The 26868-nt window shown below is 71.4% G+C and carries 27 protein-coding genes; 8 read left to right on the top strand and 19 right to left on the bottom strand.

Annotation, left to right across the window (positions count from 1 at the left end; all coding sequences use genetic code 11):
• Positions 1–4: 4 nt before the first annotated feature.
• The 9 genes from V2J85_RS03140 to V2J85_RS03180 form a co-directional block, all read right to left on the bottom strand.
• Positions 5–1219: an acyltransferase family protein gene (locus V2J85_RS03140; RefSeq protein ID WP_330820553.1), complete on the bottom strand. Its 1215-nt coding sequence runs from the start codon at positions 1217–1219 to the stop codon at positions 5–7.
• Between the two features lie 27 nt (positions 1220–1246).
• On the bottom strand, positions 1247–1966 hold the full coding sequence (locus tag V2J85_RS03145) for a TetR/AcrR family transcriptional regulator (protein ID WP_261953219.1): 720 nt from the start codon (positions 1964–1966) through the stop codon (positions 1247–1249).
• 111 nt (positions 1967–2077) lie between these two features.
• The gene (locus tag V2J85_RS03150) at positions 2078–3109 is read right to left on the bottom strand and encodes a TolB-like translocation protein (protein ID WP_261953218.1); all 1032 of its coding nucleotides are present in this window, start codon (positions 3107–3109) and stop codon (positions 2078–2080) included.
• Positions 3106–4557: an MFS transporter gene (locus V2J85_RS03155; RefSeq protein ID WP_330820554.1), complete on the bottom strand. Its 1452-nt coding sequence runs from the start codon at positions 4555–4557 to the stop codon at positions 3106–3108. The genes V2J85_RS03150 and V2J85_RS03155 overlap by 4 nt, the downstream gene beginning before the upstream one ends.
• A gap of 5 nt (positions 4558–4562) precedes the next feature.
• On the bottom strand, positions 4563–5450 hold the full coding sequence (locus V2J85_RS03160) for an alkaline phosphatase family protein (protein WP_261953216.1): 888 nt from the start codon (positions 5448–5450) through the stop codon (positions 4563–4565).
• A 237-nt stretch (positions 5451–5687) separates the two neighbouring features.
• On the bottom strand, positions 5688–6080 hold the full coding sequence (locus tag V2J85_RS03165) for an SDR family oxidoreductase (RefSeq protein WP_419836741.1): 393 nt from the start codon (positions 6078–6080) through the stop codon (positions 5688–5690).
• Between the two features lie 105 nt (positions 6081–6185).
• A complete protein-coding gene (locus V2J85_RS03170; RefSeq protein WP_330820555.1) occupies positions 6186–7307 on the bottom strand; it encodes an MFS transporter in 1122 nt (373 codons plus the stop codon).
• 176 nt (positions 7308–7483) lie between these two features.
• Entirely contained in the window at positions 7484–8383 is a 900-nt protein-coding gene (locus tag V2J85_RS03175; protein ID WP_330820752.1) for an aldo/keto reductase, read from the bottom strand.
• A 216-nt stretch (positions 8384–8599) separates the two neighbouring features.
• Complete coding sequence (locus tag V2J85_RS03180) at positions 8600–8749, bottom strand: hypothetical protein (protein ID WP_330820556.1); 150 nt, start codon at positions 8747–8749, stop codon at positions 8600–8602.
• Between V2J85_RS03180 and V2J85_RS03185 the strand changes: the two genes are divergently transcribed.
• Entirely contained in the window at positions 8739–9383 is a 645-nt protein-coding gene (locus V2J85_RS03185; protein WP_419836730.1) for an aldehyde dehydrogenase family protein, read from the top strand. The genes V2J85_RS03180 and V2J85_RS03185 overlap by 11 nt on opposite strands.
• On the opposite strand, the gene V2J85_RS03190 is transcribed toward V2J85_RS03185, so the two are convergent.
• Positions 9370–9642, bottom strand: a complete 273-nt coding sequence (locus tag V2J85_RS03190) for a putative antibiotic biosynthesis monooxygenase (protein ID WP_330820557.1) — start codon at positions 9640–9642, stop codon at positions 9370–9372. The two genes, V2J85_RS03185 and V2J85_RS03190, sit on opposite strands and share 14 nt — an antisense overlap.
• 115 nt (positions 9643–9757) lie before the next feature.
• On the opposite strand from V2J85_RS03190, the gene V2J85_RS03195 reads away from it, so the two are divergent.
• The gene (locus tag V2J85_RS03195; RefSeq protein ID WP_261953211.1) at positions 9758–10339 is read left to right on the top strand and encodes a TetR family transcriptional regulator; all 582 of its coding nucleotides are present in this window, start codon (positions 9758–9760) and stop codon (positions 10337–10339) included.
• A 112-nt stretch (positions 10340–10451) separates the two neighbouring features.
• Here V2J85_RS03195 and V2J85_RS03200 read toward each other — a convergent pair whose 3' ends face one another.
• The 5 genes from V2J85_RS03200 to V2J85_RS03220 all read right to left on the bottom strand — a co-directional run bounded on the left by V2J85_RS03200 (position 10452) and on the right by V2J85_RS03220 (position 14201).
• Positions 10452–11465, bottom strand: coding sequence for a TetR/AcrR family transcriptional regulator C-terminal domain-containing protein (locus V2J85_RS03200; RefSeq protein ID WP_261953210.1), 1014 nt, complete (start codon positions 11463–11465; stop codon positions 10452–10454).
• A gap of 155 nt (positions 11466–11620) precedes the next feature.
• Entirely contained in the window at positions 11621–12358 is a 738-nt protein-coding gene (locus V2J85_RS03205; protein WP_330820558.1) for a nucleotidyltransferase domain-containing protein, read from the bottom strand.
• Positions 12359–12431: 73 nt separating this feature from the next.
• The gene (locus V2J85_RS03210; RefSeq protein WP_261953208.1) at positions 12432–12788 is read right to left on the bottom strand and encodes an ArsC/Spx/MgsR family protein; all 357 of its coding nucleotides are present in this window, start codon (positions 12786–12788) and stop codon (positions 12432–12434) included.
• 83 nt (positions 12789–12871) lie between these two features.
• Positions 12872–13570 carry a GTP cyclohydrolase I FolE gene (gene folE / locus V2J85_RS03215; RefSeq protein WP_330820559.1) on the bottom strand — a complete coding sequence of 233 codons (699 nt, stop codon included), beginning with the start codon at positions 13568–13570 and terminating at the stop codon, positions 12872–12874.
• Between the two features lie 85 nt (positions 13571–13655).
• Entirely contained in the window at positions 13656–14201 is a 546-nt protein-coding gene (locus tag V2J85_RS03220) for a DUF2231 domain-containing protein (RefSeq protein WP_330820560.1), read from the bottom strand.
• A 130-nt stretch (positions 14202–14331) separates the two neighbouring features.
• Here V2J85_RS03220 and V2J85_RS03225 point away from each other — a divergent pair, with 130 nt between their 5' ends.
• On the top strand, positions 14332–15054 hold the full coding sequence (locus V2J85_RS03225; protein ID WP_410011187.1) for a helix-turn-helix transcriptional regulator: 723 nt from the start codon (positions 14332–14334) through the stop codon (positions 15052–15054).
• A 117-nt stretch (positions 15055–15171) separates the two neighbouring features.
• Here V2J85_RS03225 and V2J85_RS03230 read toward each other — a convergent pair whose 3' ends face one another.
• The 4 genes from V2J85_RS03230 to V2J85_RS03245 form a co-directional block, all read right to left on the bottom strand.
• Entirely contained in the window at positions 15172–16002 is an 831-nt protein-coding gene (locus V2J85_RS03230) for a M55 family metallopeptidase (protein ID WP_330820561.1), read from the bottom strand.
• 81 nt (positions 16003–16083) lie between these two features.
• Positions 16084–18405 (bottom strand): ABC transporter permease, encoded by a 2322-nt coding sequence (locus V2J85_RS03235; protein WP_330820562.1) that lies wholly within the window; start codon positions 18403–18405, stop codon positions 16084–16086.
• A gap of 3 nt (positions 18406–18408) precedes the next feature.
• Positions 18409–19170: an ABC transporter ATP-binding protein gene (locus V2J85_RS03240; RefSeq protein WP_261953202.1), complete on the bottom strand. Its 762-nt coding sequence runs from the start codon at positions 19168–19170 to the stop codon at positions 18409–18411.
• Positions 19167–19673 (bottom strand): PadR family transcriptional regulator, encoded by a 507-nt coding sequence (locus V2J85_RS03245; protein WP_261953201.1) that lies wholly within the window; start codon positions 19671–19673, stop codon positions 19167–19169. Before V2J85_RS03245 ends, V2J85_RS03240 begins: the two co-directional genes overlap by 4 nt.
• Before the next feature lie 172 nt (positions 19674–19845).
• On the opposite strand from V2J85_RS03245, the gene V2J85_RS03250 reads away from it, so the two are divergent.
• From V2J85_RS03250 to V2J85_RS03270, 5 genes are all read left to right on the top strand, one after another.
• Complete coding sequence (locus tag V2J85_RS03250; protein ID WP_261957243.1) at positions 19846–21117, top strand: ABC transporter substrate-binding protein; 1272 nt, start codon at positions 19846–19848, stop codon at positions 21115–21117.
• Between the two features lie 215 nt (positions 21118–21332).
• Positions 21333–23123: a glycoside hydrolase family 13 protein gene (locus V2J85_RS03255; protein WP_330820563.1), complete on the top strand. Its 1791-nt coding sequence runs from the start codon at positions 21333–21335 to the stop codon at positions 23121–23123.
• Positions 23124–23177: 54 nt separating this feature from the next.
• Positions 23178–24512, top strand: a complete 1335-nt coding sequence (locus tag V2J85_RS03260; RefSeq protein WP_261953199.1) for an ABC transporter substrate-binding protein — start codon at positions 23178–23180, stop codon at positions 24510–24512.
• 18 nt (positions 24513–24530) lie between these two features.
• Entirely contained in the window at positions 24531–25937 is a 1407-nt protein-coding gene (locus tag V2J85_RS03265; protein WP_330820564.1) for an ABC transporter permease, read from the top strand.
• On the top strand, positions 25934–26812 hold the full coding sequence (locus V2J85_RS03270; RefSeq protein WP_261953197.1) for a carbohydrate ABC transporter permease: 879 nt from the start codon (positions 25934–25936) through the stop codon (positions 26810–26812). Before V2J85_RS03265 ends, V2J85_RS03270 begins: the two co-directional genes overlap by 4 nt.
• Positions 26813–26868 lie beyond the last annotated feature (56 nt).

Genomic DNA, 26868 nt, shown 5'->3' on the forward strand with positions numbered 1-26868 from the left:
GGCGTCACAGCACCCGGTCCGCCCGGGGCAGCCGGCGGACGGCGTAGGCAACGGCCCAGCACAGCGGCAGGGCCAGGACCGCGACCAGGGCGAACTTGACGACCGCCAGGGTGTGCAGCCAGCGGAAGGCGTACCCGAGGCCGACGAGCACGGCCGCATGGGTGAGGTAGACCGCGAAGGCATGGCGGGAGAGGAACGCGGCGACCGGGCCCTGCCGATGGAAGCGTTCCCGGAACAGGACGGTCAGCCCCAGCACGACGCCCACGGCGAACGTCGACTCCCACGCGGCCCCGGCCAGCGACTGCCAGCTGCCGCGCCCGTCGAGCACGCCGTTCCCGGCGGTGACGACGACGGGCAGGTACGCGAGCGTCGCGACGGTGGCGACGGCGAAGCCCACCCGCCCCGCGACCCGGGAGAGCGTCTGCGGCCAGCCGTGGCGGTGGGCCAGCACCCCGATGACGAAGAAACTCGCGTACTGCGGCAGGTAGCTGGGGGTGGGCAGGCCCAGGACCGGCAGGTAGCTGCCGTTCGGCACGACGAACCGCCAGAGGTACGTCGCGAGGGCCAGCCCGAGGGTGAAGGTGACGATGGCGAACGGCCGCAGCGGCCGCGGGGCCCGCTCGGGCGCCCGGACGCCCGCGCCTTCGGAGCCCGGGCCCGCGAGACCGCGCGCCCGCCGGTGCCGGACCAGCGCGTACACCAGCGAGAAGACCAGGAGCACCTCGACGAACCACATCGGCCCGGCGTCCCAACTCAAGCCGTAGTAGAGCCAGTAGGGAAGGTCCCTGCCCTGCTCGGCGAGTTGCGCCCGCAGCGCGGTGTAACCGCTGAAGTTCACCAGCGGGCGTATCAGCAGGATGAAGGCGAGGAGCGGAATGCCCAGCCGCTTGAGGCGGTCCCGGAGGAAGGGCCGGGTTCCCTTGCGGCCGTAGGAGGACGGCGTGAAGTAACCGGCGATCATGAAGAAGAACCCCATGAAGAACGCCTGGTTGAACATGACGAACGCGTCCAGGACCAACCCGGAGCCGTCCTTGGCCGGCTCGGTGTAGTACCACGCGGGGATGTGGCCGTAGGTGACGGCGGTGTGGTGCAGCACCACCAGCGCCGTCAGCACGATGCGCAGGTTGTCGATGTAGAACAGCCGGGCGGCGGGCTTGGGCCGCCCGGTGGCCGGCTCGGGCCCGACCGTCACGGCCGGGCGGCCCGGATCATGCGTCATGAGAAATTCTCCCCGTTCAGTGCTGATTCAGTGCAGTTCGTTGCTGCGCGGTGCTGTTGGTGCCCCGTCCGGCGCCGGGTCCGCCCGGGTGGCGTGCTCGAAGAGGTCGGCGAGTTGGCGGGCGTGGGCGGCCAGGTCGTGCTCGGGATGGGCGCTCCAGTACGCGAACATGTGGTCGATCCCGGCCTGGAGGCTGACGGCCATGACGCGGACGTCGAAGTCGCGGAACTCGCCGTTGCGCTGCCCCTCCAGAAAGACCCCCTCCAGCGCGGCGTACAGCGGCTCACTCGAGGCGACGCCGTAGTGCAACGCCCCCTCCTCGGTGCGGTAGTTGCCGAAGATCTCGCCGAGCGCGGCGAGTTGGGACCGGTGGTCCTGCATGTACGCGGCCACCGACTCGACATAGACCCGCAGCCAGGCCGCTTTCCCGGCCTCCCGCTCCAGCCGGGCCGCGACGAACGCGCCGATCCCCTCGTAGATCTGCTCGACGAGCCGCTCGATCAACTCGCCTTTCCCGGCGAAGTGGTACGAGATCACGCCCTTGCTGATCCCCGCCCGCTCGGCGATCTGCGCCAGCGAGGCCTTCGCGAACCCCCGTGCCGCGATGGTCTCGACGGCGGCATCCATGATCTGGGCGCGACGCGCCTTCTCGATGAAGGAGCGTTCGGGCTCCCGCCCCTTCGGATCGCCGACGCCGGACGCCGGGACGGAGCCGTTCTGGCCGCCCGAATTAATTTCTGACCGCATGGCCAAAATACTAGACGGGCGACCAACCGGCGTCCAATCGAGGTGCGTTGAGCACGCCGGCGCGCGGGAGGGCTCCCGATCCCGCCGTCCCTTGTTCGGTGTGATGGCCAGTCAGCGGATCGCGGACGGGGCCTGGGCCGCGGGCATCAGGCGGTGTGGGTGGCCGGTGCCGTCGGCCGGGACGGCCCAGGCGTCGGTCTCGAAGTCGCCGGGCAGGGCGTAGGCGACGGTGTGGTCGTCCAGCCACACGGCCTGGTCGTCGGCGCTGCGGCGCTCGGCGAGCGGGTGCTCGCGCATGCTGCGCAGGTCCAGCACGTACAGTCGCCAGGGTGCGTCCGCCGGCAGGCCCGGCACCCGCTTCTTGAACGCCAGCCGGGTCCCGTCCGGGGAGAGCGACGGGCATTCGACGTTGCCGCGGAGGGTGGTCACGGTGCGCTGGGCGATGTCGCCGCGCACCAGATAGGCCGTCCCGCGGGTGGCCAGGGTGGCGTAGAAGTGCCCGTCGTCGGCGAACGTCACTCCCCAGAAGTTGATGTCCGGGCTCCGGTACGGCTGCCCGTCTTTGATGACGCGGTAGGACTCCAGGTTGGGTTGGAACTTTCCGGTACGGGTGTCGAGGATCGAGGTGCGGGTGGAGAAGTTGAGCCCGGTGTACGACTCTCCACTGACGAACACGGTCCATGCCACCATCCGCCCGCTGGGCGAGACCCGGGTCCGGGTGGGGCTCCCGACCAGTGGGAGGTGCCTGCGGACCCGCAGCCGGGAGTCCAGCACGACGGCTTCGTAGTGGCCGGCCATCGCGCCGGGCACCGCACGCAGACAACTGCCGGTGCCGGCGGCGGTGTAGAAGCGCAGGCAGCGGAGGCCGGACGCGGTGCGTGGGCCGGCGGGGTCGGAGGCCGGTACGGACACCAGCTCGTCGCGGTGCGGACCCCACAGCGTGCTGCGGAAGACCAGCCGGGGCTGCCGCGCCGAGGCCGCTCCGGCCAGTGCCACCCGCCCCGCGGTCACCCGCGGGCCGGTGGTCTGCTGCTGGTCCTTGCGGTTCGCCTGGTCGGCGGCCCGCAGCACGGCGCCCACGGCGACGCCGCCGAGGACGACCACGGCGACGAGCAGGACGACGATGCGGGTGCGGGGGTTCATCCGGCGGCCTCCGTCGTGGGCGCGGGGTCGGTCGTGGGCGCGGGGTCGGCAGAGTCGGTCGTGGGCGCGGAGTCGGCCGTGCGCGCGGAGTCGGTCGTGGGCGGTTCGACGGTGGTGGAGGGTGCGGCCGGGCCGTCCTCCGTCGCCGCCGCCTCCGTGCCCGTACGCAGCGGCCGGAGCAGTGCGCACACCCCCGCGCTCGCCGCCAGCGCCACCGCGGCGGCGGACAGCGCGGTCCGGTCTCCCCACGCCGTCCAGGCGGCGCCGAAGAGTACGGAGCAGGCGAAGCGGGCCCCGGCCTGACCGGTCTGGACGAGGGCCAGGCCGCTGGAGCGCAGCTGCGGCGGTGTCACGCCGGCGGCCGCCGCCATCAGTACCCCGTCGGTCGCGGCGTAGAACGCGCCGTGCAGGACGAGCACCACGGCCACCACCGGCAACACGGGCGCGTGGACCGGCGCCAGCACCAGCCCGTACGCGAGCAGAAGGCCCAGGTGCCCGGCCAGGAAGGTCCGCCACCGGCCCCAGCGGTCGGCGGCCCTGCCGAGGGGGATGGCCAGCAGCAGGAAGGAGCCCGCGGTGGCGACCGGCAGCAGCGGGAACCACTCCTGGGCCAGGTCCAGGCGCCGCTGCAGCAGCAGGTAGAGGAAGGAGTCGGAGACCGTGGCCAGTCCCAGCAGCAGCGCGCACAGGGTGAGCCGTCGCAGCTCGGCCCGGCGCAGCAGGCCGGCCGCCGCGGCCAGGGAGACCCGCGCGGTGGGAGCCGGGGTCCCGGGCGACGGGGTGCGGCCCGGCACGAAGAGCAGCAGGACCAGCACACCGGTCACGGCGACGCAGAAGCTCACGGTGAACACGGCGTCGTAGCCCCCGGCCGCCACCCGCAGGATGGCGAAGGCGGTGACCGGCCCCAGCAGGGCTCCGGCGGTGTCCATGGCACGGTGCACACCGAACGAACGCCCCTGTGTCCGGGGCGAGGAGGCCAACGAGATCATCGCGTCGCGCGGTGCCGTGCGCAGCCCCTTGCCGGTGCGGTCGGCGGCGAGCACCAGGCTGATCAGCGGCACGCTGTGGGCGAGCAGCAGCAGAGGTTTGCACAGCGCGGAGAGCCCGTACCCCACGGCGGCTGCGGCCTTGTGCCGCCCACCGCGGTCGGCGAGATGGCCGCCGACCAGCCGGACCAGGGCGCTGACGCCGTTGTAGACCCCGTCCAGCAGGCCGAAGCCCAGCGGGGACAGGCCCAGTGTGGCGACCAGGTAGAGCGGGAGGACGGCGGTGACCATCTCGGAGGAGACGTCGGTGATCAGGCTGACCGTGCCGAGGACGAGCACGGTCCGGGGCACGGCCCGCAGCGCGGTCGCGGCCTTGGTGTGCGGCAGGGCCCTGCCCCGGCCGCCCGGGCGGGTACCCGGGTCGGCCGGAGCAGGGGTGGTACGGCTGTCTGCTACGTACACGGTGGTCAGTTCCAGATGCCGGTGATGTCGGAGGCGGAGGCGGCGTTGCCGGCGTGCGTGGTCAGGCCGGCCAGGTCTTCGACGGTCCGGAGGACGTTGTAGTGGTTGTACGTCGCGGTGGACGAGCTGCCCGGGGTGACGTGCGCTCCGTAGAGCACCGTGGCGATGTGGTTGTTGTGGGACCGGTCGTCCTCGTCGAAGGTGACGAGGAGCAGGCTGTTGTTGTTCTTGGCCCACTGGGCGTAGGCGTCGAGATTGTTCTTCAGCCAGTTGTCGCCGGTGGTGATCGAGCAGTCGTGCATGTCGTTGCACAGGTTCGGCACGACGTACGAGACCTTCGGCAGCGTGCTGTAGTTCGTCGGGAACTGGCTGAAGGTGTGGGCGGTGTTCAGCGGCACGTTGTTGAACGCGAACCACGGGTTGTGCTTCCGCGCGTACTTGGTGGCGCTGTTGGTGCACGTCGTGGAGCCCTCGGAGGGCAGGCCCTCGTTGTAGCTGCCCCAGGTCTTGCCGGCGGCTATCAGCTCGGAGCCGAGGTTGGCGGCGCCGGAGAACTGCGGGGTGTAGCAGCTGTCGTCGGTGACGCCCTGCGTGGCGCCCGAGAACAGGTCCATGTAGTTGGGCTGGCTGGGGTGGGTCAGCGCGAAGGAGTTGGTGAGGTTGGCACCACCGGCCTTGAGCGTGTTGTTCAGGTACGGAGCGCTCGAACTGCCGATGACCTGCTCGTAGGCGTGGTTCTCGAACACCACGACCACGACGTGGTCGGGCGTCGGCAGCGCCGCGGCCTGCGCGACGCCGGGGGCGCTGCCCCACAGCCCGAGCGAGGCGGCCACGAGGCCGGTGGCACCGAAGAGCGAGACGGACCGGCGCGGCCGTCGGATACGGGAGAACATGGACACAGCGGACCTCCGAGAAAGAACCGTGGACGGCGCGGGGAGTGGCGTTCTCTCGTTGAAGCGAGGCAACCGTAGGAGGCCCGTCATGAAGTTGTCAGAACTCCAAAAGTGAAGCGGAACCGAACAGTTGAAGGCCGGACTCCGCTACCGGCGCGTACCTTTCCCGGTGTTCACGGGGGTGCGGACGATGACGATGACGGCATTCCGGGAGAAGCGGAACGCGGGCCGGTGGGGTCAGGCGGCGAAGCCGCCGTCGATGGTGAGGCTGGTGCCGGTGATGAAGGCGGATTCCGGTCCGGCCAGGTAGGCGGTCAGTACGGCGATCTCCTCGGGGGTCGCGAAGCGGTTCAGGGCCGTCCAGCCGCGCATGGCGTCCGCCAGGGGGCCGTGCGCGGGGTTGGCGGCCGTGTCGGTGGGGCCGGGCTGGATGTTGGTGACGGTGATCCCGCGGGGGCCCAGTTCGCGGGCGAGTCCGCGGGTGAGGCCCGCGACGGCCGCCTTGGTCATGGCGTAGACGGAGCCCCCGGCGAAGGGCATCCGGTCCGCGTTGACGCTGCCGATCGTGATGATGCGCCCGCCGTCCGGAAGGCCAGGCGTTCGGCGATGGAGGCGCCTATGCCGCGGGATCCCCCGGTCACCAAGGCGACTCTGCCCCTCAGGGGGGCGCCGGTGTTCTCGGGAAGGTGTGCCATGTGTTCTCTCAACCTCTCAGGCTCTCGAGCTCTCAAGCTCTCAACTGCGTTCGGAACGGGGGAGGAAGAGGGCGGTGACGGCGCCCAGTGCGCAGAGCGCCAGCGTCCACCAGAAGGTGGCGGCGTAGGCGACGGCGGCCGTGGGGGTGTGGGCGAGCTGCCGCTGGAGCACCACCGCGAGGAGGGCGGTACCGACGGAGCCGCCCAACTGGATGGCCGCGATCAGCACGCTGCTGGCGCGGCCGGCGCTCTGCGGGGCGACGCTGGTGAAGCCCGCGGAGAGCGCGGGGCCCGCCCCGAACAGCCGGAGATCGATCAGCGGCGCCTTGCGCGTACGGAGCGCGTGCACGACGTACCCGACGAACAGCAGGGTCCCGGCGAGCAGGGAGACGGGGACGAGGAGGTCCCGGGCCGGGGCACCGCCGCCGTCCCCGGTGCCGGTACCGGCCGCCTGGGAGAGGCCGAGCATGAGCGCGGCCAGTCCCGCGGGCAGCAGCGCGAGTCCGGTCACGTCCAGGCGGGCGGCGGAGCGGGAGGCCCGTGGGGGGTCTTGCGGAAGCAGCCGCTGGGCCAGCAGCGCGCAGAGCACGCCCACCGGAACGTTGAGCCAGAACAGCCACTGCCAGTCAAGTGCGTTGAGGAGGACGCCTCCCACCACGGGCCCGAAGACCGGTGCCATGGTGATCGGGATCTGGACGAGGCTCATCACCCGGGTGACCCGGCGGGGGCCCGCAGCGCGCGCCAGCATGGTGAGCATGATCGGCTCGAACATCGCGGCGCCGACCCCCTGCACCACGCGTGCCGCGATCAGCACGTCGACGGTCCGGGCGAGCGCCGCCGCCCCACACCCGACGAGGTGGACGACGAGCGACACCTGCCACAGCCGCTTCTCACCGAAGCGGTCCATGGCCCGGCCGGCGGCCGGAATGGAGACCGCCAGGGCCAACAGGTAGGCGGTGCTCACCCACTGCACGGTCGACAGCGGTGCCGAGAACTCCTCGGCGAGCCTGCCGATGCCGACCGACACCAAGGTGGTGCTCAGCAGCGCGAGCACCGCGCCGAGGGCGAGCGTCGCACCGAGGGCGAGGAGCGGCTCCTGTTCGGCTTCGACGGATGACCGGGCCTCTGTGGCGGCCCCCCTTGTCTCGTCGCGCTGTCTCACGTGTGGTGACCTCTCCCGCAGGCGCTGGTGGTGACAGGCGTTGAGTCTGGTCACCGCGCCCGGGAGTGTCCGGCGGAATACGGACGTGGCACTGCCCGGCGGGAGAGCGTCGGCGGCCCGGTCACCGGTGGGGCCGGTTCCGGAACGGCGTCACGCACGGCTGCCGTGAGCCGGCGTCAGGGTGCGGTGCGGCCGATCGCATCGAGGATCCGGCGATCCTCCTCCGTCAGCCGCAGCGCGCCGGCCGCCACATTGTCGACGAGGTGATCCGGGTTTCCGGTCCCCGGGATGGCCAGCACATGGGCGCCTTGTCCCAGGGTCCAGGCCAGACGTACCTGTGCCGGTGAGGCACCGTGGGTGCGGGCGACGGCGCGGACCTCGTCGTGCTCGGCACGGACGGCCCCCGCCTCGCGTCCGTCCCCGGCGATGGCGAAGAAGGGCACGAACGCGATGCCGCGTGCGGCGCATTCGTGCAGCATCCGTGCGCCGTCGGGTGCGTCGAGGCCGTACCGGTTCTGGACGCACACCACCGGTGCGATCGTCAGGGCCTCGGCCAGGTGCTCCGGGCGGGCGTTGGAGAGGCCGAGGTGACGGACGAGGCCGGCTTCGCGCAGCTCGGCGAGGGCACCGAAGTGCTCGCCGACGGAGGGCTGGCCCATGAGGCGCAGGTTGACCACGTCGAGGTGGTCGCGGCCGAGTTGGCGCAGGTTCTCCTCGACCTGGCCGCGCAGCTGGTCGGGCCGCGCGGGGGCGGTCCACTCGCCGCAAGCGTCCCTGGCCGGGCCGACCTTGGTGGTGATGACGAGGTCGTCCGGGTACGGCGCCAACGTCGAGTTGATCAGTTCGTTGGCGGAGCGCAGCCGGGAGAAGTAGAACGCCGCGGTGTCGATGTGGTTCACCCCGAGCTCGACCGCGCGACGCAGTACTTCGGCTGCCCGGGCGCGGTCGCTGGGGGTGCCGTCGTGGAAGGCGGCGCTGCCGGTCAGCCGCATGGCGCCCAGGCCGAGCCGGTTGACCTCACGATCACCGAGCAGCCAGGTGCCCGCGTCCGCCGCGGAGACCGTGTCCGATGTCATCATTCCCCTTCACTCCATCCAATCGGCCGTCGCCCCTGGGCAGTTGAGGCACGGCGGTCCTGGAGTATGCGCAGGTGGCGGGGGCCGCGGGAAGGCGCGGAGGGTCGGAGGAATGTCACAGCTCGGACGGGAACCGAGGGCAGGGCGCGCCGCGTTGTTCACAGTAGGAACCGGGCTTCCTCCCCCGGTCCGCGGAGGGTCGGCGCGCCGGGGACGTCAGTCCGTGGGCAGGGTGTCCGGCAGGCCGAGCGCCGCGGAGACATGGCGCCAGACGGACGTGAGTGCCGTGTCCAGGGTGACCGTCTGGAGGGCACCGTCCGCACCGGCCGTGCCGCCGCCGAGGAGGCCCTGCGCCGTGGCTGACACCGACCGCCGCACGACCGTCCTCTACCACGTCAACGGCAAGGAGGCGCCGGCCACTTCAGGTGCCACGCTGTCGCTGGTCAACCCGGCCACCGGCCTCCCGCACGGCACGGCCCCACGCTCCGGACCCGAGGACGTGGACGCGGCCTGCCGGGCCGCCGAGGATGCCTTCCAAAGCTGGTCGACGACGACTCCCGGGCACCGGCAGACCACACTGCTCCGCATCGCCGACGCCCTGGAGCGGGAGGCGGACGCGCTGGCGGACGCCGAGGTGACCGACACGGGCAAGCCGCGCGCCCTCTTCCTGGCGGACGAACTGCCCGCGATCGTGGACGTGTTGCGGCACTTCGCGGGAGCCGCCCGGAACCTCCCGGGCGCGACGGCCGCCGAGTACACCCCGGGCCGCACCTCCGTCCTGCGCCGCGAACCGGTCGGCGTCTGCGCCCAGATCACGCCGTGGAACCACCCCCTGATGATGGCCGTGTGGAAGATCGCGCCCGCGCTGGCCGCCGGCAACACCGTGGTGCTGAAACCGTCCGACGCCACCCCGTCCCCGCCGCACCCCTCGCCCGTCTGGCCGCCGAGCACCTCCCGCCCGGCGTACTCGACGTCGTCTGCGCGGGTCAGCGGCGGGTGAGTGCGGCGTTGGCCTTCATCAGCAAGGGGACGAGCGCGTAGACGGCGACGGGGACGACGATCGCGGTGAGTATCAGCGTCCGCAGCACCAGGGGCAGGTGGGCGGTGGCCGGGCCGAGCAGGCCGAGGACGACCGTGATCGTGGGATAGACGGCGAGCCAGGTGATCAGCGCGCGGCGGTGGACGGACGGGACGGAGGCAGGCGTGCTCGCGGACGCGGGCCTGGAGACGGGCCTGGACGTGGACGTGGACGTGGACATGCGTTTCTCCTGCTCAAGCGGGTTGCCAAGGTAATTTCCAACCGTTCAGTTGGAGTCTCGCACAGGCCCGCAACAAAGTCCAACCCTTTGGTTGGAGGTGGGTTAGGGTGGAGGCATGGCCTGGGACACAGCACGTACGAAACAGCTCCTGCTCGATGCGGCGGTGGAGGAGTTCGCCGAGTTCGGCCCCGAAGGCGCCCGGGTGGCCCGGGTGGCCACCCGGGCGGGTATCAACAAGGAGCGGATCTACCAGTACTTCGGCAGCAAGGAGAAGCTGTTCGTGGCGGTGCTGGAATCCGAACTGCAGAAGATCGCGGCTGCGGTACCCCTCACCGCCGAACAGGCGCGGGACCTCGGTGACTATGCGGGCCGGGTCTTCGACTACCACCGCGAACACCCGCATTTCGTGCGGCTGCTCGCCTGGGAAGGCCTGCAGTACCAGGACCGGGTGGTCGCCGAGTCCGAGCGCACCGGCCATTACGACGAGAAGATCGCCGCGGTCGCCCAGGCGCAGAAGTCGGGGGCCCTCAGCGACGAGGTCACCGCCGGCCAGTTGATGCACGCGGTGATCGCACTGACCGCCTCCTGGTTCACACTGCCGCAGCTGACCTGCATGCTCATGCCCGCCGTCGCCACGGCGGGACCGGAAGCCCAGCGCGAGAGCCTGGTCGCCCTGGTCCGCCGCCTGACGGCCTGACCGCCTGACCGCCTGACCGGATGGTCGACCGGCCTCGACCGACCGACCGACCGGGCCCCTCGCGGTACCGGCGGCCGGGAGGACACCCCCTCCCGTCCCCGGCTTCACACGGTCATGCGGGCCGGCGGGCGGTGGGCGGGGCCTCGATGATCAGGGCGATACCGTCGAGCAGCGGCTTGAGGCCGAACTCGAAGAACGTGTCGAGGTCGAGGTCGTAGCCGTCCTTCAGACTGTCCGTGATTCTGCCGAACACGGGGTACCGGGTTGCCGCGGCGATCGCCTCGAAGGCGGGAGTCTGGTGGTCCATCCACTGATCCTCGGACAGCCCGGTGGCGGCCTCGGCCTGGGCTTCCCGCTCCAGATGCACGGCGATCCCGTGAAGGTAGCTGTAGAGCAGGATGTGCAGGTCGAGCATGGTTGCCGGGTCGAGCCCGTGGCCGTCGAGGGCGGCGAGCGCCCACTCCGCATGGACCATCAGGGCCGGCAACATCAAGGGGCGGGTGAGCGAGCCGACTTGCGCGAGCCAGGGATGCCTGCGGTAGATCCGCCACAGCGTGCGCGCGCCGAGCTCCAGCCGGGCCCGCCACCCCTCCGGCGGCTCGACCGGATAGCCCTCCTCGCCGAAGGCCGCATCGGCCATCAGCAGGACCAGGTCGTCCTTGCTGTTGACGTACCGGTACGGGGACATGGCGGCGACACCGAGCCTGGCGGCGACGCTGCGCATCGACACCGCCGCCAGCCCTTCGCCGTCGGCGATGTCCAGAGCGGCACGGACGATCCGCTCGCGGGTCAGTTCGCGATCGGAGGAGCCATGGGGCGGCGACGGAAACGGGGACGAAGACGAGGACGAGGACGGAGGTTGGCGCTTGGCCGGGGGCCGGCCCCCCTCCGACACCGCGCGTTCCTTGGCCGCCACCACGGTGCCGACCCGGGGCCGGGCCTCGACCAGCCCTGCCAGGCGGAGCGCGGTGAGGGCCTTCGTGGCCGTGGCGAGCGCGACTCCCCAGTCCCGGGCGATCTGACGCGTCGACGGGACGCGCTCGCCCGGGGCGAGTTCACCCTCATCGATGCGCCGCGCGATCTCGTCGGCGATGCGCCGGAACGGCGGATCGGACTTCACGGCCATGCCTGCGGCTCCTCCCCTTGGGTCCTTCACCCGACGCTGAACCTGTAAACCTGCACTAGCACAGACGTTACCGGCCCAGGCCTCCGAAACAGGCCTTCTATGCTGTCGCAGCAGGAGACTTCACCGTTCGGCAGGATCCCACATACGCCGTACAGTCAGGCGCGCCAACGTTGCGTGTACCCCTCCCTGAGCGGTCCACCGAGGACGTCGAGCACCTGCTCGGTGGCCACCGCCAAGGGGCTCGGGTCCGCGTGCTCGGCCACGGCCCGATGGCCGTCCAGCAGAGCCCTGCCTCGTACCGGGTCCGCGCTCAGCAGCCTGCGGGGCAGCCATTTACCGATGCCCGTCCAGTCACCGTGGTGAGCGATGAGGAGGTGCGCCGCCTCCCGCAGGGTGAAGTCGGCGAGGGAGAGCTGTTCGTACCGCCCGGTGGGCGAAGTGGCGGGCGAGGTGTCGGTCAGGTCGTCCAGGAAACAGGTGAGGACGTAGCGTCCTCGTTCCCACTCCGCCGGAGTGAGCGGCGGAGGGCCCGCGGCGAGCACGGCGCGGGCCTGTTCGCGGGTACGGGCCAGATGACCGTGGGGATCGGCCAGGGGAAGACCTTGGTCGTAGATGAAGAGGAGGGTGCCCCGGCGGAGGGCTCTGTCCCTCTCGAAGTGTTCCGGAGCGTCCGCGAGGGTGTGGACGATCAGTTCGGCCAGGCGGCCGCCGTGGCGTACCACCTCGCGGCGGCTGGTGTCCCCGTTCGGGAGGAGGACCGCCACATCCAGATCGCTTGTCGGGGTGGCCCGGCCTTGGGCGGCCGAGCCCCCGAGTACGGCACCCAGGGCATGCGGAAAGCGGTCCTTGATCAGGTCCAGGGCTTGGGTGGTGGGGGAGACTTGATCATCCATGGACGCTCATCGTGCCAGTCCCCGGGCAGGCGTTCCAGAGACCGCCGCGGCAGCCGCCGCTCCCCTCCCCGGGCTACCGGAGGGCCGAGCGCACCGATTCCGGTGAGCGGGCCACCACCGCTGTGCCGTCGTCGGCGGTGATGATCGGGCGTTGGATCAGCGCGGGATGGGCGGCCAGCGCCTCGATCCACCGGGCGCGGTCAGCGGGTTCACGCGACCATGCGGCGAGGTCCAGTTCGGCCGCGACGGGTTCGCCGAGGCGCGTGATGTCCCACGGTTCCAGGCCCAGGCGCTGCAGGACGGCGTCGAGTTCATCCGCGGTCGGCGGGTCTTCCAGGTAGTACCGCACCGTGTACTGCGCTGCTTCCGCGTCGAGCAGTGTCAGGGCGGACTGGCACTTGGAGCACGCGGGATTGATCCAGATTTCCATGCGTCGGTCTTTCGGTCGGATCCGTGGCGAGGTGAGGAAGTGGGCCCTCGGAGGCCTGTCGAGTGCGGCCCGTCGAGTGTGGCCTATCGGGTGGGCAGGCCGCTCAGTGCGAGGAATTCGGCGCGTGAGCGGGCGTCGTTCCGCAGGGTCCCCAGGAGGGTGGAGGTGAGGGTGCTGGAGCCGGTGGCCTGGACGCCGCGGAGGGTCATGCAGGTGTGTTCGGCTTCGATGACGACGCCCACGCCCTTGGGCTCCAGCTGCGTCTGCAGCCAGTCGGCGACCTGTTTGGTGAGGCGTTCCTGGACCTGGGGGCGGCAGGCGAAGTGCTCGACCACCCGGGCCAGTTTGGACAGGCCCAGGATCCGCCGTCCGGGCAGGTAGCCGACGTGGGCGGTGCCGACGAACGGCAGCAGATGGTGCTCGCACACCGACCGCACCGGGATGCTGCGGGCCAGCACGAGTTCGTCGTAGCCCTCGTCGTTGGGGAAGGTCGTGAGGTCGAAGGGGCGGGGGCTGAACAGCTCCGCGTACGCGCGGGCCATGCGGCCGGGGGTCCCGCGCAGGCTCTCGTTCGCGGTCCAGGCCAGCGCGTCCTTGTCGGTGATCAGGTAGACGATCCAGACGACCAGGCCGGCCGCGGCCAGCGCGAAGTGGCCGAAGACGACCGGGACGGGCAGCCGGCTGGTGCCGCCGGAGGCCCCTCCGCGGGCGAGCCAGGTACCGAGCATGTAGAAGCCGCCCAGAGCGGTGATCAGCCAGGCGATCAGTGCGGCGATGTCCATCGGGACTCCTCTTGCTCCTCTTGGTGAACGTGAACGGGTTGGCCACCGCGTCCGCGACGCCGCGCGGCCGCGGTGGGGAAAGGCGTCAGCCGGCGCTTCGGTCCGGATGGTGTGGGAGGGGGGCGAAGCCCTCGGCCTGGGTGGTCTCGTCGGCGACCCGCACCCCGTAGCGGTAGGCGAGCTTCCCGCCCAGGTATCCCGAGACGCCCAGGACCGCCAGGCTCACGGCGTTCAGCGTGACCATCCCGGCCCCGACGCTGCCCGCGGGCCCGTGGCCGGCATGCCGCCACAGAAAGTTCCCCGCGTAGGCGGCGGTGACCAGCAGGTTCAGCGTCATATGCAGCAGACCGACGCGGAACGCCCGGGTCCCGGGCGGAATCGCGAACAGGTCCAGGAACCCCACCAGCGCGGCGACCAGCGCACCGATCACGCCCAGCGCGATCAGCCACATCGCGCCCCGGGCCAGGACGGCCGGATCGTGCACGAGGTGCGAAGCGACGTCGAAGACCAGGCTGCCCACCCACGCCCCGATGGGGACCGTGACCAGGATCGGATGGAACGGGTGCCCGTACGGACCGGCCAGTGCGGCACTCACCGGCCGCTTGGCACGGCCAGGCAATGGATCAGCCATGCCGACCACCTCCTTTTTCACCAACAAATCTTGGTCTTATTCCGGAGGGGCGTCAAGACGGGCAGGTGAGCTCCGCACAGGGCGACGATTTACTGGTTGGACCTACCGATATGCGCGTTATCGTGGAGGGGTGGACCCCGACGCAACACCGCAGAAGCGGCCGGACGACGCCGCGATCGAGTCCGTGAGCGTCCTCAACGAGGACTCCCGACGGCAGATGTTCACGTTCATCCGGCGCCAGGGCCGCCCCGTCACCCGGGACGAGGCGGCCGCCAGCGTGGGCATCTCCCGCAAGCTCGCCGCCTTCCACCTCGACAAGCTGGTGGACGCCGGTCTGCTGCGCGCCCGGTACGCCTCACCCGGCGGCATCCGGAAGGTCGGCCGGCAGCCGAAGGTCTACGAACCCACCGACAGCGAGATCCGCGTCAGCATCCCGGACCGCCGCCACGAGCTCCTGGCCGACCTCCTGCTGGAGGCCGTCCTGACCGAGGACGAGGGCGAAACCGCGACCCACGCCGCCGTACGCACGGCCGGCCGGCGCGGCCGCGAACTGGGCGAGGCCGAACGGGAGCAGACGCGTCCCGGCCGGCTCGGCGCGGAACGCGGACTCCATGTCTGCGAGCGGATGCTCGACCAGCACGGCTTCGAGCCGTTCCGCGAGACGTCCACCCAACTCCGGCTGCGCAACTGCCCGTTCCACCCGCTTGCGGCCAGGGCCCCCGACCTGGTGTGCGGCATGAACCACGCCTTCATCGCCGGCTATCTGCAGGGTCTGAAGGTCAGCGGCGTGGAGGCCGTCCTCGCACCCCGCCCGGGGGAATGCTGCGTCCAACTCGGCCCCGCCACGGACTGACGGCCCCGCCGGCCGCCCGGGTCGGTCCGCTCCCTCAACCGCCACGACGAGGGCGTGCTCGTGCATGTCGTGCCGGCCGTCGGCAGGCAGGACGGCGCCGCAACGGCGCCGGCGCGGTCACTCGGCGATCCCTCTGGTGAGGAACACCACCGTCACGAAGGTCCGGTAGAGGCGGAGGGGGTCGTCGTCGGTGACGTGCACGGTGAGGTCGTCGTCGTTGTCCCGGACCACCCCGTTGATCCAGGTCGCCATCTCGGCGAGGTCCGTGTTGCGGAAGCGGAGGGTGAGCGTGGCGGGGACGGCAATCCGGGGTGGCGCGGCATCCCGTAGGCCCCGGACGGCCTCGCGGGCCTCTTCCCTGATCACCTCGCGTGCGTCCTCGGGGTGCAGACTGTCCGCGGCGAAGCGGGACACCGGGGTCTTGACCACCGCGGCCCGGATGCCCGGGCAGAACGGCCCGATCTCTTCGGCGGTGGTCCGGTCACCCGTGATCAGTACGACCGGGACCCCGTGCCCGAATGCGACCAACGCGTTGATGCCGCTCTCGCCCACCGGCGTGCCGTTCAGCCGAACCTCCGCGACGGCCCGGGGGTTGTAGGTGTGGGAGAGCGTCGAGGGGGACCCGGCCATCGAGCCGTGGTACGAGACGAAGAAGACTCCGTCGTACGAGGCGTCCAGGCCCTGCATCATGTACAGCGGCTTGTGGCGGCCGGACAGGTACCGGGCGCGGCCGGCGAGTGCGTCCGGCCGGAGGTTCGCCATCGCCCCGTGCGAGTCGTTGACCAGGAACTCGGTCGCACCGGCCGCGGCCGCGCCCTCGATCGCCGCGTTCACCTCCTCCTGGAGCAGGCCGCAGAAGTACTCGTAGCGGGGGCCTCCCTGTCGGCATTGGTCCCAGTCGACGACTCCCGCGGTGCCTTCCATGTCGGACGAGAGAAAGATCTTCACAGTCGCCGCTCCTCGGTAGCGATGGGCACACCGGCGCCACTGTGGACCCCACGGCACGTGCGGGGAAGAGGCCCTTGCCTCTTACAGCACCTCTGCCGCCGAGTCCGCCAGGCGGCGGTGTGCCGTGCGGGTGGCCGGAAGGGTGGCGGCCGCCGCGGAGATCGTCACGGCGAGGGCGATGACCAGGGCCAGGGTTCCGGCGGGCGGGAGTTGGGCGATGCCCGTTCCCCAGCCGCTCGTTTCGCCCTGGAGGTCGATGAGCCACTGGGAGGCGAGCAGGCCGAGCGCGGTGCCGGTGAGCGCGGCGGCCAGGGTGATGAAGGCGGTGGCCGAGACGATGACGGCGGTGATCTGGCGGGGGGTGAGGCCGACGGCCCGCAGGGCGAGCAGGTCGCGGCTGCGGTCGCGTACGGCGGCGCCGACCGTGGTCGCCAGTTCCGCGAGTCCGATCAGGGTGAGGACCGCGATCAGTCCGGCGGCGACGCCGCGGACCGCGGAGAGCTGGTCGGCGGGGTTGGGGATCTGGCGTACTTCCAGGCGGCCCGCGGAGGCCTTGGTGAGGGCGTCACGTACGGCGGCGGGGCCGGTGCCGTGGGGCAGGACCAGGTTGTAGAAGTCGGGGCGGGCCGCCGGGGTGCCGGGGCCGGCGTCGCGCAGGGTGTCGAGGGTGGTGGAGATGACCCGGCCGGCGTCTTCGGTTTCGATGCTGCGGCCCACGATGTGCAGGACGTGCGGGCGGCCGGCGACGGTCATCCGGACCCAGTCGCCGACGTGTGCGTCGAGGAGTTCCAGCAGGCCGGCGCCGGCGACCGCCTCGTCCGGGCCGTGGGCGGCGCGGCCCTCCGCGAGGGCGAAGGGGTAGGGGTGGGCGTCGGTGCCGAGGCCGCGCAGGGTGATCGTGCCGGTCTGGCCGGGGACCAGTGCCTGCACCTCGGCGCCGGGGTAGGACGTCAACCGGCCCTGTTCCGCGAGGAGTTGGTGTACTTGCCGGTCGCTCAGGGAGTCCGAGCGCACGGTGAGGGACGCGGCCAGGCCGACGCTTTCCGGGCGGGCGGTGAAGCGGTCCAGGGTGGTCCAGGCGCCCAGGGCGATGGTGATGAGCAGGAGGGGGACGGCGAGGCGCGCCACCGCCGCCCAGGAGCGCAGCGGGCGGTGGAAGGCGCCGCGCCAGCCGAGGACCAGGGCCGGGGGGATCTTGAGGCCGAGGGCGCGCCGGGTCAGACCGGATCCGCCGCCGGCGGTGGGTGCCGCGGCGCGGGCGACCGGGACGGGTGGCACCCGGCCGGCGCGCCATGCGGTCAGGCAGGTGGCCGCGCCGATGAAGGCCACCACGCCACCGCATACGGCGAGGGGCAGCCAGGTGTGTTCGGGGAGCTGCGCCCACAGGGCCGTCGCCTCGCCGATCCGGCCGGGCACGAGGGGGCCGAGCAGCTGGGTGACCAGGGCTCCGAGGGTGACGCCCAGCAGCGCGAAGCCGAGGTGCAGGGCGAGGAACATCCGGACGACCTGGCCCGGGGTGAAGCCGATGGCCTTGAGGACGGAGATGTCGCGGAGGTGGCCGCGGATCCTGGTGCTGATGGCGCCGCCCACGGCGAGGGCGGCGGCGAGCAGGGCACCGAGGCCGAAGAGCCCGAGCAGCCGGGCGAGGAGGCTGTTGTCGCCGGCGGCCTCGGCCTTGGCCTGGCGCCAGGTGGAGACATCGGTGATCTGGTCGGCGCCGAGCTGGGTGACCGCCCGCTGGACGACGTAGTCGGTGTCCTCGGGGTGGCTGAGCCGGAGGCCGATGGCGCGGCCGCGTTGGTCGGCGCCCGCGTCGGAGGCGGCGAGGGTCTGCGGGAGCACCCAGGCGACGCCGGGGGTCTCGCCGGCCCGGAAGGGCGCTTCGGCGGTGTCGGCGATGCCCACCACGTGCAGGGGCGTCGGGAAGCCGCTCAACGCAAGGGAATCACCCGGTTTGGCCCAGATCGCCCGGGCTACCGAGCTGTCCAGCACAATGCCCCGGGTGGCCCCCGCATCGGTGTGCGGGTCGAGCCAGCGGCCCGCGACGGTCTGCGGGGCGGCGGTCGCCGGCCGCCCGCGGACGCCGCGCAGTTCCAGTGCCGCCCGGGCGCCGCCGGGCTGGAGGCTCGCGGTCGTCCGCACCGTGGGGTACGGGCCGGCGGCGGTCCGCACCTCGTCCAGTGCGGCGAGCGAACCGGCGCGGGCCCCGGCCTGGGTGTGGATCCAGACGTGGGCGCCGGAGGACTGGGTGAAGATCCGCTGCCAGGGGTCGGTGGCGTAGGAGAAGAGGGCGGTGGCCAGCAGCAGGGAGACGGTGATCCCGGCGGTGGCCAGCACGATGAGCACGGCCGCGGGGCGGTGCGCTCTCAGATGTGCCTGGGTCCAGCGTGCTGCCGCTCGCACGGGTCAGCCCTTGAGCTTCAGTACGTCGGAGACGCCGGACGCCGGGCGGCCGGGCTCGCTGCCGAGGTGGGCGTCGTCGACGACCTGGCCGTCGAAGAAGCTGATCACCCGGTCCGCGGCGCTGGCGATCCGGGCGTCATGGGTGACCAGGAGGATGGTCTGGCCGCGCCGGTGGAAGCGGGCGAGCAGCCGCAGCACCTCCCGGGTGCCCTTGCTGTCCAGGCTGCCGGCGGGTTCGTCGGCGAGCAGCAGGCTGGGGGCGTTGACCAGGGCGCGGGCCAGCGCGACCCGCTGCTGTTCGCCACCGGAGAGCTCGCCGGGCGTGCAGTTCTCCTTGCCGGTCAGGCCGAGCTCGTCGAGCAGCTCGGTGCGGGCGGTACGGGCCTGCCGGGGGGAGCGGCCGGCCAGCAGCGCGGGGAGCTCGACGTTGTCGGCGACGGAGAGGTTGGAGACCAGGTTGAAGAACTGGAAGACGATGCCGATGTGGTTGCGGCGCAGCTCCGCCCAGCGGGCCTCGCGGTAGCCGTCGACCTGGCGGCCGTCGAGCCACAGGGAACCGCTGTCGGGCCGGTCGAGGCCGCCGAGAAGGTGCAGCAGGGTGGATTTGCCCGCGCCCGAGGGGCCGGTGACGGCGACGAATTCGCCGCGTTCGACGGTCAGGTCGACGCCCCGTACGGCGTGGACGGGGGCGGCGCCTTCCGGCCGGTGGGTCTTGACCAGGCCGGCTGCCCGCACTATCGGGCCGGACGGCTCGTCCCGGTTCATTCCAACTCCTCTTGACAGCGCTCCAGCCAGTCCAGATCCGCCTGGAGATGCAGCATCGCGCCCTCGATCAGCAGCTGCGCGATCGGGTTGCCCCGGTCCTCGACCGCCGCGAGTTTCGACAGGTCGCGCATGGTGTTGAGGTACTGGCGGCGCTGCTTGTTGATCAGGACGATCCGGTCCGCGGTCCCGGTCTGGGTGGCGACGGCGAGCTTCATGAAGAATTCGTCCCGCACCCGCGGTTCGGCGGTGGCCTCGTCGAACCAGACATCCACCGCTTCCCGCCCCGCGGCGGTGATCCGGTAGATGCGTTTGTTGGGCCGGTCCGACTGCTCGACGTCCTCGCCCTCGATCAGGCCCGCCTTCTCCAGCCTGCTCAGGGTGACGTAGATCTGTCCGACGTTCGGCTGAGGGTATGCCGCGCCGAGGAGGTTCTCAAGGGCCTGCTTGAGTTCGTAGCCGTGTGCGGGCCCGCTGACCAACAATGCCAGGAGTGGCAGCCGCACGCTCTTCCTCTCCCTCCCCGCCCTACATGCCGGTTATGTGAACTCATCCGGGTGTGAGCCGGTCGGTCGTCGTATCTCCCTGCGACATCTAGTATCCCGCATGGCTAACAGGTATACATGGGGCGGGCTGTCGGTCCAGTGTCCCGTCGACGCCTGGTTCAAGGAGGAGCCCATGCGGTGGAAGCGTGCCGCGACGAGGGCTCTGCTGGTCTTTTCGCTGCTGTTCGCGGGGAATACGGGCGCCCGGGCCGGTGAGCCGCTCGGCGATCCGGACGGCCGCGGCCCGATCACGCTCGTGACGGGTGGTGACCTCACGGGCTATCTGCGCGGCGTCCTCGACGGCTGGAACGTCCACCACCCGCGCGAGAAGGTGACGCTGGTCGAGCTGCCGGACGCGGCCGACGAGGTCCGGGCCCAGATGGTCACCGAGCTGCGCTCGCACAGCTCCCGCTTCGACGTGCTGAACATCGACGTGGCCTGGACGTCGGAGTTCGCGGCCGCGGGCTGGATCAAACCGGTCGACGGCGCGCGGTTCCCGCTGGAGCGCTTCCTGCCTCCCGTGGTGGACACCGCCACCTTCCGGGGGCGGCTCTACGCGGTGCCGTACGTGACCAACGCGGGGCTGCTCTACTACCGCAAGGACGTGCTCGACCGGGAGGGTGCCCGGCCGCCGCGCACCTGGGCCGAGTTGGCGCGTCTGGCGAAAACGGTCGCGCCCAAGTACGGACTGGACGGCTATGCGGGCCAGTTCCTGCCGTACGAGGGGCTGACCGCCAACGTCGTCGAGGCGGTGCAGTCGGCGGGCGGTTCGGTGCTCGCCGGTGAGGGCACGCGGGTGACCGTGGACTCCCCCGCGGCCCGCCGGGGCCTGTCGTTCCTGCTCGACGGGGTGCGCGAGGGGTGGATCCCCCAGCGCGCGCTGGCGTACAAGGAGGAGGAGTCCCGCACGTCCTTCCAGGACGGCCATCTGTTGTTCCTGCGGAACTGGCCGTACGCGTACGCGTTGGCCGGCGGCCCGTCCTCGAAGGTGGCGGGGAAGTTCGGCGCGGTGCCGCTGCCGGGCCCCGACGGGCCGGGCGCCAGCGCGCTGGGCGGCTCCAATCTGGCCGTCAACGCGCATTCACGGCATCCGGAGACGGCCGCCGAGCTGATCTCCTATCTGACGTCCGAGCAGGTGCAGCGCCGGGTGCTCACCGAGGGCGCGTTGCCACCGGTGTGGGCGGACCTGTACGCGGATCCGCAGCTGGTACGGCGGTTCCCCTATCTGCCGACGCTCAAGCGGGCCGTGCTGACCGCCCGGCCGCGGCTCAAGAGCCCGCGCTACGACCAGGTGAGCCTGGCGGTGCAGGCCGTCGTGCACGACGCGCTGGTCCACCGGCTGAGCACGGACGCCACCGTCGCGCGTCTGGAGCGCGAACTGCGGGCCATCGTCAGCCGCGGCTGACCCTCGCCTGCCCCTCTCCCCCTCCCTGATCTAGTTATTTGTTAAGTAACGGACGCGCCTCGAAGTGCCTCCCAAGCCCGGACAAATCAGGGCATCTTCCAAGCAGATTGCGTCTTTTCGTTGACACCGAAAAGACATGGCTACTTAACATGCATGCATAACAGCGACCCCGGCAGGCCGCACGGCATGCTCATGCAAGAACGGGATCACGGCAGATGCTCATCGCCACCGCAGACAACGGCTCCCCGGCCGAAGACGCGCCCTCCCTCCCCCTCACCGACCCGGCCGCCCCCGCGGTCCGGCCGGCCACCGGGACCTCGTCCCCGGACACGGCTCAGCGCTGGTGGCGCGACGCGGTGATCTACCAGGTCTACGTCCGCAGCTTCCTCGACAGCACCGGTGACGGCATCGGCGATCTGGCCGGTGTCCGCACGGGGTTGCCGTACCTCAAGAAGCTCGGGGTGGACGGCATCTGGCTCAGCCCCTTCTACCCCTCCCCGCAGCACGACCACGGCTACGACGTCGCCGACTACCGCGACGTCGACCCGGTCTACGGCGACCTCGCCGAGTTCGACCTGCTGGTGGCCGACGCGCACCGGCTGGGCCTGAAGGTCCTGCTGGACATCGTCCCCAACCACTGCTCCAGCGAGCACCCGTGGTTCCGCGCGGCCCTGGAGGACGGGCCGGGCAGTGCGGCCCGCGCGCTGTTCCACTTCGCCGACGGGCGCGGGGCGAACGGTGAGCTGCCGCCCAACAACTGGCGGGCGATGTTCGGCGGCCCCGCCTGGTCCCGGGTCACCGAGGCGGACGGCACCGCCGGCCAGTGGTACCTCCACATGTTCACGCCCGAGCAGCCCGACCTGAACTGGCGCAACCCGGCGGTGCCCGCCGACTTCGACAAGGTGCTGCGCTTCTGGCTGGACCGCGGCGTCGACGGCTTCCGGATCGACGTGGCAGCGGGCCTGTTCAAGCACCCCGAACTCCCCGACTCCCCCGACCCGTCGGCCGACGAGCGGACCCGCGACTCGGTCAACCCGCTGGCCTGGAACCAGCCCGAGGTGCACCAGGTGTGGCGCGACTGGCGCGCGCTGTGCGAGGAGTACACCGCCCGCGACGGCCGCGACCGGCTGCTGGTCGGCGAGGTCTCCGTACGCACCCCGAGCGAGCAGGCCGCGTACGTCCGGCCCGACGAGCTGCACCAGGCGTTCTTCTTCCACCTGCTGACCGCGCGCTGGGACGTCGACACCTTCCGCACGGTGATATCCGAGGCCCTGACCGACATCGCGGGCACCGGCTCCACGGTCACCTGGGTCCTCAACAACCACGACCAGGTGCGGACCGTCACCCGGTACGCGGCCGAACCCAGCAGCGGGCCTGAGGGCACCTCCCGGACGGAGTCCGGGCGAGGACTGGGGCCCGCCCGGGCCCGGGCCGCCGCGCTGCTGATGCTGGCGCTGCCCGGCGCGGCGTACGTCTACCAGGGCGAGGAGCTGGGGCTGCCGGAGGTCGTCGACCTGCCGGACGAGGTCCTGACCGACCCGATATTCCACCGCACGGGCAGCCGGCAGCACATCCGCGACGGCTGCCGGGTACCGCTCCCCTGGTCCGGGCACGCCTCCCCGTTCGGCTTCACCTCGGGTACCGACGCGGCGCGGCCCTGGCTGCCGCAGCCGGAGTGGTTCGCCGCACACGCCACGGACCGGGCCCTGGCCGACACCCGGTCGTTCTGGCACCTGTACCGCGAGGGGCTGCAGCTGCGCCGCAGCCTCCCCCAGCTCGGCGAGGGAACGCTGCGCTGGCTCCCCTCCCCGCCCCAGGTGCTGGCCTTCGAACGCGGCGACGGCCTGGTCTGTGCCGTCAACTTCGGCACCGAACCGGTGCCCGCCCCCGCCCCCGGCGTCCCGCTGCTGGCCAGCGGCGACTGCCCGGCGGGGACGCTGCCGGGCTCCACCGCCGCCTGGTGGATGCACGCCCCCGGGTCCGCGTCCGTACCCGCCCCCCGATAGCCCCACACCCCTCCCCCTCGACGCACCGCCAGTCCTCCCGAAGGGAAAACCACCATGAGACGACCCTCCGTACGACACACCCGAGCCGCCCTCTCCGGCGCGGCCGTGCTCGGCCTGGCGCTGTCCGCCACCGCATGCGGCGGCGGCGCCTCCGCCGGCGGCGGCAAGCAGGCACTCAGCGGCCAGACGCTCACCGTGGCCGGTGTCTGGACCGGCGTGGAACAGCAGAACTTCAAGAAGGTGCTGGACGGTTTCTCCGAGAAGACCGGCGCCAAGGTGGTCTTCTCCTCCACCGGCGACAACGTCTCGACCGTCGTCGGCAGCCAGATCGAGGGCGGCAACGCGCCCGACGTGGTGATGGTCCCGCAGGTCGGCGTGCTCCAGCAGTTCGCCAAGAAGGGCTGGCTGGCGCCGCTCTCGGCGGAGATCGGTGCCGAGGCCAAGCAGAACTTCGCGCAGGTCTGGAAGGACTACGGCACGGTCGGCAAGACCTACTACGGCCTGTACTTCAAGGCCAGCCACAAGTCGACGGTCTGGTACAGCCCGGAGGCGTTCTCGCAGGCCGGGGTGAAGCCCGCGAAGACGTACCAGGAGATGCTGAAGTCCGGCCGCACCCTCTCCGACTCGGGTGTGCCGGCCTTCTCGGTCGCCGGTGAGGCCGGCTGGCCGCTCACCGACTGGTTCGAGAACATCTACCTCTCCCAGGCCGGACAGGAGAAGTACGACCAGCTGGCGGCCCACAAGATCCCGTGGACCGACGCCTCCGTGGTCAAGGCGCTGACCACGCTCGGCAAGCTCTTCGGCGACAAGAACCTGGTGGCCGGCGGCGGTTCGGGCGCGCTGCGCACCGACTTCCCCGAGTCCGTCCAGCAGGTCTTCGGCCCCGAGCAGAAGGCCGCCATGGTCTACGAGGGCGACTTCGTCAGCGCCCTGGTCACCGATGAGCTGCACAAGAAGGTCGGCCAGGACGCCAAGTTCTTCCCCTTCCCGTCGGTCGACGGGGGCAAGGCGCCGGTGGTCAGCGGCGGTGACGCCGCGGTGGTGCTCAAGGCCGGGAAGAACAAGAAGGCCGCGATGGAACTGGTCAAGTACCTGGGCACGCCCGAGGCGTCGGCGATCTGGGCCAAGGCGGGCGGCTACATCTCGCCCAACAAGAAGGTGCCGGCGTCCGCGTACCACGACGAGGTCACCCGCAATGCGGCCAAGTCGCTGACCGGCGCCGGGAATTCGGTGCGCTTCGACATGTCCGACCAGGCACCGGCGGCGTTCGGCGGCACCCAGGGCGCCGGCGAGTGGAAGCTGCTGCAGGACTTCCTGCGCGACCCGTCCGACCCCAAGGGCACGGCCCAGAAGCTCGAAGCGGCCGCGGCCAAGGCGTACGGAAAGTAAGGACCGAGGGCTCCAGCCATGCCTGCCACCACTTCTGCGGTGCCGCCCGCCACCACGCGCGGCGGCCCGCCCCTCCCCCCGGGCGGCACTCCCCGCCGGACGGCCGCCGCCCCCGCGCGGCGCGCCGTCCGGCGCCGCCGCCGGATCGCCGCGGTGTTCCTCTTCCCCGCGCTGTTGCTGCTGGGGGCGCTGGTCGCGTACCCCATCGTGTTCTCGGTCATCCGGAGCATGTACGACGCCTCGGGTGACACCTTCGTCGGGGTCGGCAACTACACCCAGATGTTCCAGGACCCGGCCACGCTCCGGGCCATCCGCAACAGCGCGATCTGGGTCGTCTTCGCCCCCGCGCTGCTGACCGGACTCGGTCTGGTGCTGGCCGTGCTGACCGAGAAGATCCGCTGGAAGACGGCGTTCAAGCTGCTGATGTTCATGCCGATGGCGATCTCCTTCCTCGCCGCCGGCATCATCTTCCGGCTCGCGTACGAGCAGGATCCGCAGCGCGGCGTGCTCAACGCGGTCACCGTCGGCATCCACAACAGCTTCCAGGGCGAGTCCACTTCCTTCCCGACGGCCAAGGCCCGGCTCGGCGACAAGCAGCTGACCAAGCGCCCGGACGGCGGTTACCGCACGGCCCGGCACACCGGCCCCGGCCATGTCGTCAACCTCGGCCTGGTCGGTGTGGCGCCGAAGGACATGCCGCACGAGGCCCGGTTGGCGGCCGGGGCCGCCAAGTCCCCGGCCGGCCACGGTGAACTGCGCGGTGTGGTCTACCTCGACTTCACCCCCGGCGGTGGCGGCAAGCCCGGCACCGTGGACCGCGGTGAACGCGGGCTGCCGAAGCTCACCGTCGAGGCGGTCGACTCCCGGGGGAAGGTGGCCGGCACGGCGACCACCGCGGCCGACGGGTCCTACCGGCTGACCGGGCTGGCTCGGGGGTCGTACGCCCTGCAGCTGCCGGCGAAGGACTTCGCCCCGCCGTACGAGGGCATCGCCTGGCTCGGCCCGACCCTCATCACCCCCGCCATCATCGGCGCCTACATGTGGATCTGGACCGGCTTCGCCCTGGTCCTCATCGGCGCCGGACTCTCCTCGATGCCGCGGGACGTGCTGGAGGCCGCGCGGATGGACGGCGCGAACGAGTGGCAGGTCTTCCGCAGGATCACCGTGCCGCTGCTCGGCCCCGTCCTGGGCGTGGTGTTCGTGACGATGGTGATCAACGTGATGAAGGTCTTCGACCTCGTCTACATCATCGCGCCCGGGCCCGTACAGCAGGACGCCAACGTCCTGGCCCTGCAGATGTGGCTGGTCTCCTTCGGCGGCGGCAACAACCAGGGACTGGGCAGCGCCCTCGGCGTCCTGCTGCTGCTCCTGGTGGTGCCGGCCATGGCCCTCAACATCCGTCGCTTCCGCAGGAGCCAGTCATGACCAGCGTCCAGCAAACCGTCACGCCGCGCAGGCGGTCGGCCCGCCCGGCGAAGCGGATCAGCCGGGTCGTGATCCAGCTGTTCCTGCTCGTCATCGGCCTGGTCTGGCTCACCCCGGCCGCCGGCCTGTTCGTCTCCTCGCTGCGTACGGAGGAGGCGAACGCCAACAGCGGGTGGTGGACCGCGCTGACCGCGCCCGGCCGGCTGTCCCTCGACAACTACGCGGCGCTGCTGAAGGATTCGGGCATCGTCCAGGCCTTCTGGAACACCGTGCTGATCTCGGTGCCCACCACGATCGCCGTCGTGGTGATCGCCGCACTGGCCGGCTACGCCTTCGCCTGGATGGACTTCCCCGGCCGGGACTGGATCTTCCTGGTCGTGGTCGCGATGCTGGTGGTGCCGGTGCAGATCGGGCTGCTGCCGGTGGCCAAACTGTTCGGCGCGCTCGGCCTGTTCGGCTCCATCCCCGGCGTCATCCTGTTCCACACCGCGTACGGTCTGCCGTTCGCCATCTTCCTGCTGCGCAACTACTTCGCGGAGATCCCCAAGGAGATGCTGGAGGCCGCGCGGATGGACGGCGGCGGGGAGTGGCGGATCTTCTCCCAGCTGATCCTGCCGCTGGGCCGCCCGGCCATCGCGAGCCTGGCCATCTTCCAGTTCCTGTGGGTCTGGAACGACATGCTGGTCGCCCTGCTCTTCGCGGACAACGAGTCGCAGCCGCTGACGGTCGCCCTGCAGTCGCAGATGCGGCAGTTCGGCAGCAACATCGGCGTGCTGGCGCCCGGCGCCTTCCTGTCCCTGATCGTGCCGCTGATCGTGTTCTTCGCGTTCCAACGGCACTTCGTCCAGGGGATCATGGCCGGTTCGGTCAAGTAGTCCGGGGTGCCCCCGTGCACGGGCCCGCTGTCCACGACAGCGGGCCCTGGCGCGTT

Origin of the sequence: Streptomyces bugieae (assembly GCF_036352915.1) — a bacterium.
In the GTDB taxonomy this organism is placed as follows: domain Bacteria; phylum Actinomycetota; class Actinomycetes; order Streptomycetales; family Streptomycetaceae; genus Streptomyces; species Streptomyces endophytica.